Consider the following 14,149-nt stretch of genomic DNA (forward strand, 5'->3'; position numbering starts at 1 on the left):
AATGACCCGCACCATATTGGAATCAAAAACAAAAACCACTGTGATCGGGTTTGACGAGCCGTTCTGCGTCATTGGGGAGCGGATCAACCCCACGGGCCGCAAGATCCTGAACGAAGAGCTGGAGCGCGGCGATTTTTCCCGCGTGGAGGCCGATGCAATCGCACAAGCCTTGGCGGGTGCCAATGTGCTCGACATCAACTCCGGCGCTGTCTTTTCCAACAAGATGGCCGAAGACCCCCGCTACGCCGACAACAACTTTGTTGAACCAACCTTGATGAAAGAGCTGGTAGAACGCGTGCAGAAGGTCACCGATATTCCGCTGTGCATTGACAGCTCCGTGCCCGGCGCGCTTGAAAACGGCTTGGCCGCCGCTGAAGGTCGCCCGCTGTTGAACTCCGTCACCGGCGAGGAAGAGCGTCTCGAACTCGTGCTGCCCTTGGTCAAGAAATACAACGTCCCAGTCGTCGCCATATCCAACGATGATACGGGCATTTCCGAAGACCCGGACGTGCGCTTCGCCGTGGCCAAAAAGATCGTAGAGCGCGCGGCCGATTTCGGTATCCCCGCCCATGACATCGTGGTCGACCCGCTGGTCATGCCAATTGGCGCGATGGGCACTGCAGGCTTGCAAGTCTTCACCCTTGTACGCCGCCTTCGTGAGGAACTGGGCGTGAACACCACTTGCGGCGCGTCTAACATCTCGTTCGGGCTGCCAAACCGTCATGGCATCAACAACGCCTTCCTGCCGATGGCGATGGCCGCTGGCATGACAAGCGCGATCATGAACCCTGTCGCCCTGCCCGTCGGCCCGATCAAGATGCAGGAAAAGCTGGATGCGCTTGCCGCCGCTGGCATCATCGTCCCAGATGACATTGACCCCGAATTGCTGGCGCAACTGACCGGCCTCGGCTCCACTAAACCGCAGCCCGGTAAGGAAATGGAAGCTATTCGCGCCGCGAACTTCCTGATGAACCAAGACCCGTCCGGCGGCGCTTGGATCACGTTCAACAAGCCCAAGAACGCTGATGGCACAGCCGCTGCAGCGCGTGGCGGGCGCGCGGGTGGGCGTCGGCGTCGGGGCTAAGCCTCAGCGCGCGGCGCTCTGACCGCCCAAAGCAACAACAGAGAAAAAGCAAGATTTGGCGGCACACTGGCGGTCGAACCCGCCAAGAGTCATCCGCAGTGATCAGCACCAAACAACGGTTAGAAGCCCAAAGAAGACACAAACTCCGCCTGCGATGATGCGTTTTCGAGGTCGCTTCAGTCTGGCTCATAACAAACATGCGCATTTAGGCCAGAACCTGTCGCAGACAGATATTGCGCAGGCCGGTCAAAGACCTACACATACGGCGCAACCCTTTGGAGCGCGCGCATGTCCAACGACCCACTTGTGATCTTCACCCCGTCCGGCAAGCGCGGGCATTTCGCTGTGGGCACACCTGTGCTGACAGCTGCCCGCCAACTTGGTGTGGACCTCGACAGCGTCTGTGGCGGGCGGGGAATCTGCTCAAAATGCCAGATCACGCCCTCTTACGGTGAGTTCCCCAAGCATGGCGTAACGGTGAAAGAAGGCGCGCTGAGCGACTGGAACAGCGTCGAGCAGCGCTATGACGACAAGCGCGGCTTGCCCAAAGGACGCCGCCTTGGCTGTCAGGCGAAAGTCCAAGGCGACATCGTAATCGATGTGCCCGCGGAAAGTCAGGTGCACAAACAGGTCGTCCGCAAGCGCGTCGAAGCGCGCGATATCACGCTCAACCCCTCCACCAAACTGTTCTATGTCGAGGTAGAGCAGCCTGACATGCACGAGCCGTCCGGCGATCTGGAGCGGTTGATCAAGGCGCTGCGTACCGATTGGGGTTTGCCGGAGCTGGAGGCCGACCTTGGCCTTCTGAAAACGCTGCAACCCACCTTGCGCAAAGGCGAATGGAAGGTGACCTGCGCCGTCCACTTGGGCGACGACATGTTCGGGCCGCGCATCATGCATATCTGGCCCGGATTCTACGAAGGGTCAGTTTACGGCTTGGCTGTCGATTTGGGTTCCACCACCATTGCGGGCCATTTGTGCGACCTTGCGACCGGCGAGGTTGTCGCCTCCTCCGGCATCATGAACCCGCAAATCCGCTTCGGCGAGGATTTGATGAGCCGCGTCAGCTATTCAATGATGAATGCAGGTGGTGCCGAGGAAATGACACAAGCGGTGCGCGAAGGAATGAACTCGCTATTCGTGCAGATCGCAACGGAAGCCGGAATCGACCGCAGCCTGATCGTCGACGCTGTGTTCGTCTGCAATCCCGTCATGCACCACCTGTTCCTGGGTATTGATCCGTTCGAGTTGGGCCAAGCTCCCTTCGCGCTCGCCACGTCCGAAGCCCTGTCACTGCGCGCAATGGAGCTGGAGCTGAACCTCCACCCAGCTGCCCGCGTTTACATCCTGCCCTGCATCGCGGGTCATGTCGGCGCAGACGCGGCCGCTGTGGCGCTGTCAGAGGCGCCGGACAAATCTGACGACTTGGTGTTAATCGTGGATGTCGGCACCAACGCTGAAATCCTGTTGGGCAACAAGGACAAGGTGCTTGCGTGTTCCTCGCCAACCGGTCCCGCCTTTGAAGGCGCGCAGATCAGCTCCGGCCAACGTGCCGCGCCAGGCGCGATTGAACGCGTCGAGATTGATCCGATCACCAAAGAGCCACGCTTCCGCGTCATCGGCTCCGACGTGTGGTCCGACGAGGACGGGTTTGACGAGGTTATTGCCAGCACAGGGATCACGGGCATATGCGGTTCCGGCATAATCGAGATGGTGGCCGAGATGCGTCTCGCGGGGATCGTCGATGGTCCCGGCCTGATCGGGTCACCTGAACAAACCGGCACAAGTCGTTGTTTTCTCGATGGAAGAACCTACAGCTATATGGTCTGGGAGGATGGTGAACGTCAGATCACCGTGACCAACCGCGACATTCGTGAAATCCAAATGGCCAAGGCTGCGCTCTATTCCGGCGCGCGTCTGTTGATGGATAAGTTCGGTGTCGACAAGGTCGATCGCGTGGTTCTCGCAGGAGCGTTCGGAGCGCATATAAGCCCCAAACACGCCATGGTACTGGGCATGATCCCAGACGCGCCGCTCGACAAGGTAACCTCCGCGGGGAACGCGGCGGGGACTGGCGCACGTATCGCGCTCCTGAACACCAAAGCCCGCGCCGAAATCGAGCAGACGGTGCGCAACATCCATAAGATCGAAACCGCCATCGAGCCACGCTTCCAAGAGCATTTTGTAAACGCCTCGAATATCCCGAACGCGGTCGAACCTTTCCCGATCCTGAACTCGATCGTGACCCTGCCTGATGTCACCTTCAACACCGGTGGAGGCGATAAAGAAGGTGGTCGTAGGAGGCGTAGGCGCTCTTGACGCCACCCCGCGGCTCACTTAACTCAAGGGTCAAGGCGGGTATGGTGAAAAGGTATCACGGCAGCTTCCCAAGCTTTAGTTACGAGTTCGATTCTCGTTACCCGCTCCAAATATTATGAACAAAATCCCCTATCACACACCGCTCGACGCGGACGCACTTCGCGCGCTCGGCATTCCCGAGCCGTGGAACTTTGGCGTCGCGGATTGCACGCGTTTCGGTGAGTTGGACCCTTTGGGGCACGTCAACAACGCCGCGTATCTGGGGTGGTTCGAGAATTTTCGCCTGCAATATATGAAGGCCTACGGCTTTTCATTCACTGGTGAGAACGCATTGATTATGGTCCTGCGTCAGGTTCAGGTGGACTATCTGCGCGAAATCAAGCTGGACGAGGACTACATCGTCACCGGACGCGCCAGCAAATTGCGCACCTCCAGCTTTCAGATGGACTACGCAGTCTGGGCCGGCGGCGCACTCCGTACGACGTCCCACGCGATTGTCGTTTTGGTCAAAGAAGATGGCAGCAAGCGCCCGATCCCTGACGAGATCAGGGCGCTTCTGAAAGAGCGTGACGGCGCCGAAGACGCCTGATCGCCGTTATCCGCGAAGGTAATCCAGCAGCAGGCGGGTTGAGCTGTCTTTGCCCTCGTCCGACGCTTCGCCACGTAGAACTGGCGTCAACGCGTTGGCCAGCTCTTTGCCAAGCTCAACACCCCACTGGTCGTAAGAATTGATGCCCAGCATCACCCCTTCCACAAAAACGCGGTGCTCGTAGAGCGCGATGATCTGGCCCAGCACAAACGGCGTGAGCTTCGGATACACCAGCGTGGTGGACGGGCGGTTCCCCGGGAACACGCGGTGCCGCGCCTGACGGTCCAACTCGTCGCCGGTCAGCCCGCGTCTGGCCATGATTGCCGTGGCCTCTTCTAGGCTCCGGCCCACCATCAACGCCTCTGACTGCGCCAAACAGTTCGCAACCAGCAGCTCGTGCTGATGCGCCAGTTCAGGTTCGTGACCGCTGCGAGCGACCATGAATTCACACGGAACAACCCGGGTGCCTTGGTGGATCAACTGGTAGAAGGCGTGCTGCCCGTTAGTACCGGGTTCACCCCAGACGACAGGGCCGGAATTCACTTCAAGCGCGGAGCCGTCCATCGCCACAGACTTGCCGTTGCTTTCCATTTCCAACTGCTGGAAATAGGCAGGCAACCGCGTCAGGCGTTGATCATATGGCAGAACCGCACGGGTCGCGTGACCGCAGCCTTGGTTGTTCCACACCCCGACCAAAGCCAGCATGACGGGCAGGTTCTCATTCAGCGGCGCCTCGCGGAAATGGCAGTCCATATCGTAGCCACCACTCAGGAACGCGTTGAAATTATCCGCGCCGATGGCGATCATCAGCGACAGACCAATCGGTCCCCACATGGAGTAGCGACCGCCGACCCAGTCCTCGAACCCGAACACCCTGTCCGGCGCGATCCCAAACTCAGCGGTTTTCTCGTCAGCCGTGGAAAGGGCCGCAAACTGCGCGCCCGTGTCTTTTACAGCCTTCGCCATCCAAGCCTGCGCGGTGCGCGCGTTGGTCATCGTTTCGATGGTTGTGAATGTTTTCGACGCCACGATGACCAGCGTCGTCGCAGGATCAAGCCCGCGCAGGGTATCAGCGATATCCGCACCATCGACGTTGGCGACAAAATGCAGCCGTGGTCCATTATGGTAAGGAGCGAGCGCCAGAACGGCCATCGCGGGTCCAAGGTCGGAACCGCCAATGCCGATATTGACGACATCCGTAATCGCACCGCCCTGCCCTTTGATGCTGCCGTTGCGTACACCATCCGCGAATTCGGCCATCCGTGCGCGCGTAGCCCGGACACCAGGAATGACATCTTCGCCAGCCACGAGCACCGAACGCTCACCCATTTCACGCAACGCAGTATGCAGCACCGCGCGGTCTTCGGTTTCGTTAATCTTCTCGCCTGCGAACATCGCGTCGCGACGGGCCTCAACACCTGCGTCCGCAGCCATCGCCAGAAGCAACGCACGGTCATCCTCAGAGATATGGGTCTTGGAGTAGTCGAACAGCATGTCGCCATATCGCAAGGAAAATTCCCTTGCTCGGTCCGCGTTCTGGTCAAACAACTCGGACAGGTTTGCCCGAGCATCGGCACGTTTCTTGAGGTCAGTCCAGTTCATTACGGAGCCCAGTGTACAGTTGCATTCGCCAAGACGGTTCGGATCGGAGCTTCCATGCGGGTGGCATGGGAAGCGCGGTCCAGCGCGTCACGTTTATCTTTGCCTGCGATCAGTACATGGGTGCTCATCGCCTCTTCCAGAACCCGCCCGCTAAGGGTAACGCGCGGCTCCAAACCATCCGAAGCCTCAACCAGCATCAGATCAGGCGCGTCAGGAGCCAACGCGGCCTCAAGGTCGGGCGATCCGGGAAACAGCGAGGCGGTGTGCATATCGTCACCCATCCCGACGACCAGCACCGAAAGCGGTAAATGGTTTGAGATATCCGGCAAGACATCGCCTTCCGGGCGGATCGACACGTAGTTCGCCGCAGCCGCCCGCGAGGTCAGAAGGCGTGCGCGGATCATGCGCTCGTTCGAGCGTTCGTGGTCCGCAGGCACCCGGCGCTCGTCGCCCACAAGGATGCTCACGCGCGACCAATCCAGATCCGCCGCACACAGCGCGTCGAACACCGGCCCCGGCGTAGAGCCTCCTGGAACGGCGAAGCTGACGTGTTCATGGGTCATCAATGCTTCGGCCAGCTCCCCTGCCAAATGATTGGCAAGGTCGATCATCATCATGTCGCGGTCTGGATATTCTACGAGGTTCATTACTTGATCTCCCGCCAGCGTCGCCCGTCGCGGTGCAACAGCATTAACGCATCCTCTGGTCCCGATGTTCCCGGTTCATATTGCACCGGTTTGTCGCCGCGTTCCGTCCACGCATTGATGATCGGGTCGGTCCATGCCCACGCGGCTTCGACTTCGTCTCCACGCATGAACAGCGTTTGGTTACCACGGATCACATCCATTATCAGCCGTTCATAGGCGTCCGGCACATCTGCACCTTCCGGCCCAAGTGCGTCCGCAAAGGTCATGTCGAGTGGCACGTCCACCAACCGCATACCGCCCGGCCCTGGTTCTTTGATGGTAACGCGCAGATCCATGCCCTCGTCGGGCTGTAGCCGGATAGCCAGCACATTGGCCTTGCTGCCTGCATCTTCTTCGAAAATCGAGTGCGGCACTTCTTTGAACTGGATGACAATCTCTGACATCCGCGCTTTCAGTCGCTTGCCTGTCCGCAGGTAAAACGGTGTCCCCTTCCAACGCCAGTTGGAAATGTCCACTTTCATCGCGATGTAGCTCTCGGTCTTACTGGACGGATTCTCGGAGTGCTTGATGTAGGACTCCTGCTCGTCATCGGCTGCGTATTGGCCGCGAACGATATTCTCAGACGGCAAAGGGTCCAACGCGCGGATCACCTTCAATTTCTCGTCCCGCACGGCGTCGGGGTCAAATTGCGAGGGCGGCTCCATAGCCGTCAGACACAGCAGCTGCATGAGGTGGTTCTGGATCATATCCCGCATCGCGCCGGATTTGTCGTAGTAGCCACCACGTCCACCTACGCCGACGGTTTCGGCGACGGTAATTTGTACGTGGTCGATATATTGGGCATTCCATAGCGGCTCGAACAGCATGTTGGCAAAGCGCACCGCCATAAGATTCTGCACCGTTTCTTTGCCAAGGTAGTGGTCGATGCGGTAAATCTGGTGCTCGTCAAAGCTCGCCGCCAGCACAGCGTTCAGGGCCTTTGCGCTTTCAAGATCGCGGCCAAATGGTTTTTCGACTACGATCCGGCTTTCGGCATTGGCAATCTTGTGCTTGTGCAGCCGTGTGGCCAAATCGCCAAACAGGCTAGGCCCGACCGAGAAATAGAACGCCTGAACGACATCCTTGCGCACCAGTTTGGCCAGCGTATCCCAGCCTCCAGCCCCTTTGGCGTCGATAGCGGTGTAATGCAATTGAGCCAGAAACGCCTCAACAACTTTCGGCTTGCGCTTCTTCTCCGACACGAATTCTTCAATGGACTCGCCCACGAGAGCCCGAAATCCCTCGTCGTCCAGATCGCTACGGGCCGCACCAATTATCCGTGCGTCTTTAGGCATTTGGCCTGCGAGAAAGCGGCGATACAGACCGGGCAATATTTTTCGACGGGCCAGATCGCCTGTGCCGCCGAAGATCACAAGATCAAAGCTATCTACTGGTATGACACGTGAGACCATGGGATTACCCTTCTGTTGGCAAAGCTTTCGCGCGTTGTTAGCGCTAACGAGGCGTCATTTCCAGAGCAAATTTCAGGTCCGTATCCTAACACCCTCCGCTGTGGTCACAACCGTGTCAGATGATACTTTGAAGACTTTCTCTTCTTATGACAACGCGCTAGCCATAGCCCAAAGGGAATGGAGCGACACGTATGAAAGATCAGATTGACCAAGGAAAACACGCCAATGCTGGGAAATTTTCCGATCCTTTCATAACAGCTAAGGGCGAAACCCGCGCGTCGGTCGCCTTAACGAGCCCTCAAACGCTTTGGTTCAACACCGGCACGTTGTGCAACATCGAGTGCGAGAACTGCTACATTCTGTCTTCCCCGACAAACGATGCCTTGGTGTATCTGACGACCGCAGAGGTTGAAGACTATCTAGACCAGCTCGAAGATCGCAACTGGTCAGCGCGCGAGATCGCTTTTACTGGCGGCGAGCCCTTCATGAACCCTGATATGTGCGAGATGGCGCGGGTGTCCCTCCAGCGCGGCTATGACGTTCTGATCCTGACCAACGCGATGCGCCCGATGATGCGAAAATCGGTGCGGGAGGCCTTGTCCGCTCTCATCGCCGAGTACGGAGACAAACTGACCCTTCGGATTTCCCTCGACCACTGGTCACCCGAGGTGCACGACAAAGAGCGCGGAAAAGAAGCCTTTGCACGCACCATCGAGGGAATGGAATGGCTACGCGCGCAAGGTGCGAAAATGGCCGTTGCTGGCCGTTCTGTTTGGGCAGAAAGCGATGTGTCTGCGCGCGAAGGCTACGCTGCACTATACGAGAGGTTTAACTTTAGTATCGACGCGGAAAGCCCTGCGGAGACTGTTCTTTTTCCAGAAATGGATGAACAGGTAGAGGTCCCGGAAATTACCACGGATTGCTGGGGTATCCTCAACAAGTCGCCAGACGCAGTTATGTGCTCCTCCTCGCGCATGGTGGTGAAACGCAAGGGCGCCGACAAACCGGCTGTTCTGGCCTGCACATTGCTGGCCTACGCGCCGGAATTCGAGCTTGGGGCGACGCTCAAAGAGGCTGAACGCGATGTGCAACTTAACCATCCGCATTGCGCCAAATTCTGCGTGCTTGGCGGGGCCAGCTGTTCGGCGTAAACACCTGATATGCCGCATGATCATCATCACCACCACATAAGTCCGGAAGACGGCGACGTACGAGTCGCTTGGGCCATCGCCGTGAATATGGGCCTCACCGTGTTGCAGGTTGTCGGTGGCATCCTGTCCGGCAGCCTCGCGCTCATTGCCGACGCGCTACACAACTTCTCTGACGCCGTCGCTTTGATCATCGCATTTGCTGCGCGAAAAATCGGTCGCAAACCCGCTGACGCAACGATGACCTTCGGTTACAGACGCGCCGAAACCGTCGCTGCGCTGATCAACTACACAACGCTGATCGTGATCGGCCTGTATCTTCTGTATGAGGCCACTCTGCGCCTCTGGAGCCCCAGCCCTGTTGACGGTTGGTTGGTCGTGTGGATCGCAGTTGCAGCATTGATCGTGGACCTCGTGACTGCGGCGCTCACATATTCAATGTCCAAATCGTCGATGAATATCAGGGCCGCGTTTCTTCACAATCTGGCGGATGCGTTGGGCTCCGTTGCGGTCATCATCGCCGGTACGACAATTTTGTTGTTTGACTGGTGGTTGATTGACCCGCTCATAACCTTCCTGATTGCAGGCTACATTCTGTGGCAATCCGTCCGCGAGATCGGCCCTGTGATCCGCGTCCTTATGCTTGGCACGCCACCGCAGTTGGATATGGAAGCGTTGCTGTCGGACATCCGCAAACATGACGGAGTCGTTGACGTACACCACCTGCATGTCTGGCAGATGGAAGAGGATCAAGCAGCTTTGAGCGCACATATAGTTACGTCTGATACATCAATGTCAGTACGCAACTCCTTGAAAACGAAAATCAAACAAAATCACGGCATATCCGAAATCATTCTAGAACTCGAACATCCGGATGATGCCTGCGCGGTTGCCGAAATCATCGGCCACGCCTAGCTTTCGAGTTCGGCATCCCAATACAGGAAATCTATCCAGCTTTCGTGTAAATGGTTCGGCGGAAATTTTCGCCCCATATTCAGAAGCTGACTAGAATTCGGCCGGCATGGCGGCTTCCGCAACGCCATCCCCGACTGGTGCAGCCACTTTGACCCTTTGCGCAGGTTGCATTTGGAACAGGCGGCGACGACATTCTCCCACGAGGTGATCCCACCATGCGCGCGCGGCACAACGTGATCAAACGTCAAATCGCCCCGCGATCCGCAATATTGGCAGCAAAACTCGTCGCGCAAAAACAGGTTGAACCGCGTGAATGCCACTTTCTTTTGCGGCCTCACATAGTCTTTCAGCACCACCACGCTCGGAATTCTGATTTCCATGGTCGGAGATCGGACAACGTCGTCATACTCGCTCAGAATAGTGACACGATCCAAGAACGCAGCTTTTACCGCTTCCTGCCAAGTCCACAGCGACAAGGGCAGATAGGAAAGGGGCCGGTAATCTGCGTTCAGAACCAGTGCAGGATTGTGCTTCAAGCACCCCGGTTCTCGTACAAAATCTTGCCTGAAGTCGCCGTCCATAGAGAAGAAGTCTCCTGCTCTGTCGTGCCGTTGAAAACACCAGAGCGGGGAGCCCCGCCCCAGTCTTACAAAAAACTATATATCGTTATTCAAAGCTGACAAGCCCCGCTATATGGAACTTGCTTCAACACACCTGGCAGCGCGATGTGACGTGCATGTGACGATTTTCCCAACTGACATAAGGATCAACTGGTAGCTAAGCTTGCAACGAGCAATGCAAGGATCAAAGCGGTGCCCACTATTTCATCCCTTCCTCTGCCCAAAGACGCGCTCTTGCGCCGTTATGATGACGGCTCCGGACACTATACAGACTGCTTTTCTCTCAGTATCGCGCGGTCGGTATCACTCGCGGAGTTCGTCGAAGCGTTTTACACGGCACCGCTGTTTCGGTGCGAGAGAATTGTTCTGAAGATCGCCGCACGCCGCCCGTCAACCGACCAAGACGCATCTGATATTGCTCATGCCCGCACACAACGCTTTGCAGCATGGGATCTCGAAGACCGCACGGGCTCACAATTGCTGATGTGTGACATGGCCGCCAAAACCCGATCTTGGTTCATGGCGCAAAACGTCGCTGGCGGAACGCAGCTTTATTTCGGTTCAGCGGTAACAGTCGACAAGGGCACCGGAAAGCTAGGCATGTTGTTCAACGCGTTGCTTCCGCTGCACAAACTCTATGCGCGCGCGCTACTCAAAGGTGCCGCCCGCCGCCTTAACCAAGGTCCAATCCCAGCTGCTGCCCAATAAAGGACAGCGCGACACCTAGGCCATCCGGTGCAATCCCGTGGCCCGTGCCTTTCATGACATGGCCATAGACCGGAAAGCCTGCTTCTTGCAGCGCATCGCCTGCTTCTGGCATGGAAATCGGTGGCACAACGTCGTCCTGATCTCCATGGATCAAGATCACTGGGGGCTTCGACTTTGCCTCGTCTTTTAGCAACTCCGGCCGCAGCAGCCGTCCGGAGAACGCGACAACACCGGCAAACTGATCCTCACGACGCGGTGCGATATGCAGCGCCATCATCGTCCCTTGCGAGAAGCCGACAAGGATGGTCTCTGCCTCGGAGACACCTTCGTCTTCCATCGTCGCGTCGATATAGGCGTTGAGGTCTTCGACCGCCTGCATCATCCCGCGCTCTGATTCCTCTTCGGAGGAGCCGTCGATCCATGGGATCGGAAACCATTGATATCCCATCGGATTACCGATGCAGCGCTCTGGCGCGTTGGGGGCGACAAAGACAGTATCAGGCAAATGTTCCGAAAGCGGATCCGCTAGCCCCAGCAAGTCGGCACCATCGGCACCATAGCCGTGCAGGAAGATCACCAGCGAGCTGTCCTCGCCCGATTTCGACGCCTTGCGGCTGCTTTCCAAAACCCGTGTCATGTGATCCCCTCTCGATCTTTCGCCACTCGGTAATAGGCCCACAAGATGCGGGCGGCAACGCTTTGCCACGGTGACCACTCTAGCGCCATTTGACGCATCTCTTTTTCCTTGGGACGCGCTGGCAGTTCAAACAAAATCCGCGCCGCTTCCTGTAGGGCCAAATCACCTGATGCAAAAACATCTGCATGGCCCAATGAGAACATCGCGTAAATCTCGGCCGTCCAAGTCCCGATGCCTGAAACCGCGGTCAACGTTTTGACGACCTCAACGGTCGACTGACCGCGCAAGGCATCAAAGTCGATTCCGGAATTTGCCAAGGCATGGGCGTATTTGATCTTCTGGCGTGACAGCCCACAGGCACGTAGCTCCTCCTCGCTGGCCGCGGCTACCGCCGCCTCATGCGTCATCCCCGCCTCGCGTAGCCGCGCGTTGATCGCCGCCGCAGAGGCAATAGAGACCTGCTGGCCCATGATTGCGGAAAGCAGCTCGGAAAACCCCTCCGGCTTTAGGCGCAAGGGCAATGGTCCAACTTGCTCCAACGCCAGCGCAAAGCGTGGCTCGCGGCCCGCCAACCACGCGGCACCTTCAGCCACACATGGGTCACCTTTAATAATGCGCATCGAGCCAATCCAGCGCAGCCTGAACCGTCGTGACGATGGCCCCTTCCGGCGGGGGCTTTCGGTTAATCATCAGCACCCGCATCCCCAACTGCCGCGCAGCATCAAGCTTGGAGCGGGACATTTCCCCGCCAGCGTTCTTCACGACAAGCCAGTCTATCTTGAGCTTGGTAAACAGGCGCACCTCATCCTCGATTGAAAACGGAGGGCGCCCGACCAAAAATTCTCCATTGCTGAACGGAAATGGCCCCTCCGGCGGATCAATTTGACGGCAAATCAGGTAACATGTCGACAGACCTGAGAATTGTTCAAGAGTTTGTCGCCCCGTCGCAAGGAACACCCGCGAGCCCGCTTCAATGACGCCATTTGCTTCAGGGGGTTCATCAATAAAATTCCATTTATCGTCGATGGTTGGCGACCATTCTTCACGTCTTACTTGCAAACATTGGATACCCTCATCCGCGCAAACTCGTGCTGTACGCTCAGATATTCTGGTTGCAAAAGGATGCGTCGCATCGATCACCAGATCCACCGGATTAGCAGCCAGCCAGTCGCGAAATCCCTGCTCGCCCCCAAACCCGCCGATCCGCATCTTACAGCCTAAGTCACGCGGCGCACGGGTCGCGCCTGCCAGTGAGGCCACGACCGTGTGGCCACGCGCTTGCAACGCAATCGACAAATCCCGGGCCTCGCTTGTGCCCGCCAAAAGCAGGATCTTCATAGCCCTGCCTTAGCGAGCACATTGCCCGCCCGATCAATAATCACGACGCTTGGCTCGACCGGTGCGTCTTTCAGGATAGCTTTGATGTTTCCCAACGCTTCCCGTGCCACACGCTCAGCCAGTTCAGGTGCAGCCGTCACTGCCTCCAGCGCCGTATTGGAACCTGAGATATCTACTGCAACCCATTCATTCAAAGCATTAAAATCAACTTGAGAGCGTTTGGAATGCAAGTCGCGCGCGCCTTGCGCCAGCTTCGTCATCTTGCCAATCCCGCCCCCGATCGTGATCCTATCCACCGGATGGCGCGACAGGTACTTGAGCAGCCCACCCGCGAAATCCCCCATATCCAGCATTGCGTGGTCAGGCAGTCCCAACATCTCTTGAACCACGCGCTCCGAGGTGGCGCCGGTGCACCCTGCAACATGGGTCAGCCCCACCGCCCGCGCGACATCAATCCCGCGGTGGATTGAGGCGATCCACGCCGAGCACGAGAACGGACGCACCACGCCTGTGGTTCCCAAGATCGATAGCCCTCCGACAATCCCCAGCCTTGGGTTCCATGTTTTCTTCGCAATCTCCGCCCCATTTGGAACAGACACCGTGATCTCGACATCAGGCATTTTTCCGTACTCGCCGGCCAATTCTGCGACAACTTCGTCCATCATCGCGCGCGGCATCGGGTTGATCGCAGGCTCTCCCACTGCAATCGGCAACCCCGGTTTGGTAACAGTTCCCACGCCTTCGCCTGCGCGAAAGACAACGCCTCCGTCAGAGGCAGCGACGCGGGCCTTGATCAGAGCTCCGTGTGTTACGTCGGGGTCATCGCCTGCGTCCTTTTCGATCCCGACCTCGACCCATCCGGCACCTTCAGAGACGGTTGCTAGCGCAAAAACCGGTGTTTCGCCCTTGGGCAATGTGATTGTGACGTCTGTCGGGGTGCCCTCGCCCCATAGTATCTGCAATCCAGCCTTCACTGCGGCCGTCGCACAGGCTCCAGTGGTCCAGCCACGTCGCAGTTTGGGAGGGGTTTCATCACTCATAGGCGCGACCTTAGCGCCACGTCATCGCGCCGCCAATGGCGATTGCGGCGT

At 57.8% G+C, this 14,149-nt stretch carries 14 protein-coding genes and 1 tRNA gene; 7 read left to right on the forward strand and 8 right to left on the reverse strand.

What is annotated here, in order from left to right; all coding sequences use genetic code 11:
* Position 1 precedes the first annotated feature (1 nt).
* The 4 genes from BM352_RS13000 (at position 2) to BM352_RS13015 (ending at position 3,992) form a co-directional block, all read left to right on the forward strand.
* Positions 2-1,084 carry a methyltetrahydrofolate cobalamin methyltransferase gene (locus tag BM352_RS13000; RefSeq protein ID WP_090217517.1) on the forward strand — a complete coding sequence of 361 codons (1,083 nt, stop codon included), beginning with the start codon at positions 2-4 and terminating at the stop codon, positions 1,082-1,084.
* Between the two features lie 288 nt (positions 1,085-1,372).
* Entirely contained in the window at positions 1,373-3,403 is a 2,031-nt protein-coding gene (locus BM352_RS13005; RefSeq protein WP_090217519.1) for an ASKHA domain-containing protein, read from the forward strand.
* A gap of 35 nt (positions 3,404-3,438) precedes the next feature.
* Positions 3,439-3,512: transfer RNA gene (locus tag BM352_RS13010), tRNA-Gly, on the forward strand.
* A gap of 6 nt (positions 3,513-3,518) precedes the next feature.
* Positions 3,519-3,992 carry an acyl-CoA thioesterase gene (locus BM352_RS13015; protein WP_090217522.1) on the forward strand — a complete coding sequence of 158 codons (474 nt, stop codon included), beginning with the start codon at positions 3,519-3,521 and terminating at the stop codon, positions 3,990-3,992.
* A gap of 6 nt (positions 3,993-3,998) precedes the next feature.
* Here the strand turns inward: BM352_RS13015 and pgi are convergent, their stop codons facing one another.
* The 3 genes from pgi to zwf are packed head-to-tail and all read right to left on the reverse strand — an operon-like array spanning position 3,999 to position 7,692.
* Complete coding sequence (gene pgi / locus BM352_RS13020; RefSeq protein ID WP_090217525.1) at positions 3,999-5,594, reverse strand: glucose-6-phosphate isomerase; 1,596 nt, start codon at positions 5,592-5,594, stop codon at positions 3,999-4,001.
* Complete coding sequence (gene pgl / locus BM352_RS13025) at positions 5,594-6,241, reverse strand: 6-phosphogluconolactonase (protein ID WP_090217528.1); 648 nt, start codon at positions 6,239-6,241, stop codon at positions 5,594-5,596. The genes pgi and pgl overlap by 1 nt, the downstream gene beginning before the upstream one ends.
* Entirely contained in the window at positions 6,241-7,692 is a 1,452-nt protein-coding gene (gene zwf, locus BM352_RS13030; RefSeq protein ID WP_090217530.1) for a glucose-6-phosphate dehydrogenase, read from the reverse strand. Before zwf ends, pgl begins: the two co-directional genes overlap by 1 nt.
* A gap of 191 nt (positions 7,693-7,883) precedes the next feature.
* Here zwf and BM352_RS13035 point away from each other — a divergent pair, with 191 nt between their 5' ends.
* A complete protein-coding gene (locus tag BM352_RS13035; RefSeq protein ID WP_090217534.1) occupies positions 7,884-8,843 on the forward strand; it encodes a radical SAM protein in 960 nt (319 codons plus the stop codon).
* Positions 8,844-8,852: 9 nt separating this feature from the next.
* A complete protein-coding gene (locus BM352_RS13040) occupies positions 8,853-9,755 on the forward strand; it encodes a cation diffusion facilitator family transporter (protein ID WP_090217538.1) in 903 nt (300 codons plus the stop codon).
* Here BM352_RS13040 and BM352_RS13045 read toward each other — a convergent pair.
* Entirely contained in the window at positions 9,752-10,336 is a 585-nt protein-coding gene (locus tag BM352_RS13045) for an HNH endonuclease (RefSeq protein WP_090217541.1), read from the reverse strand. The two genes, BM352_RS13040 and BM352_RS13045, sit on opposite strands and share 4 nt — an antisense overlap.
* Before the next feature lie 231 nt (positions 10,337-10,567).
* On the opposite strand from BM352_RS13045, the gene BM352_RS13050 reads away from it, so the two are divergent.
* Complete coding sequence (locus BM352_RS13050; protein ID WP_217643019.1) at positions 10,568-11,083, forward strand: hypothetical protein; 516 nt, start codon at positions 10,568-10,570, stop codon at positions 11,081-11,083.
* Here BM352_RS13050 and BM352_RS13055 read toward each other — a convergent pair.
* Genes BM352_RS13055 through BM352_RS13070 form a run of 4 tightly spaced genes read right to left on the reverse strand, consistent with a single transcriptional unit; the run spans position 11,049 to position 14,098 of the window.
* Positions 11,049-11,720 carry an alpha/beta hydrolase gene (locus BM352_RS13055; RefSeq protein WP_090217543.1) on the reverse strand — a complete coding sequence of 224 codons (672 nt, stop codon included), beginning with the start codon at positions 11,718-11,720 and terminating at the stop codon, positions 11,049-11,051. The two genes, BM352_RS13050 and BM352_RS13055, sit on opposite strands and share 35 nt — an antisense overlap.
* On the reverse strand, positions 11,717-12,340 hold the full coding sequence (locus BM352_RS13060) for a DNA-3-methyladenine glycosylase family protein (protein ID WP_090217546.1): 624 nt from the start codon (positions 12,338-12,340) through the stop codon (positions 11,717-11,719). Before BM352_RS13060 ends, BM352_RS13055 begins: the two co-directional genes overlap by 4 nt.
* Positions 12,327-13,058 (reverse strand): cobalt-precorrin-6A reductase, encoded by a 732-nt coding sequence (locus tag BM352_RS13065; RefSeq protein WP_090217549.1) that lies wholly within the window; start codon positions 13,056-13,058, stop codon positions 12,327-12,329. The genes BM352_RS13060 and BM352_RS13065 overlap by 14 nt, the downstream gene beginning before the upstream one ends.
* Positions 13,055-14,098, reverse strand: a complete 1,044-nt coding sequence (locus BM352_RS13070; protein WP_090217551.1) for a cobalt-precorrin-5B (C(1))-methyltransferase — start codon at positions 14,096-14,098, stop codon at positions 13,055-13,057. Before BM352_RS13070 ends, BM352_RS13065 begins: the two co-directional genes overlap by 4 nt.
* Between the last annotated feature and the right edge of the window lie 51 nt (positions 14,099-14,149).

It is taken from the genome of Litoreibacter janthinus (assembly GCF_900111945.1).
Classification (GTDB): Bacteria; Pseudomonadota; Alphaproteobacteria; order Rhodobacterales; family Rhodobacteraceae; genus Litoreibacter; species Litoreibacter janthinus.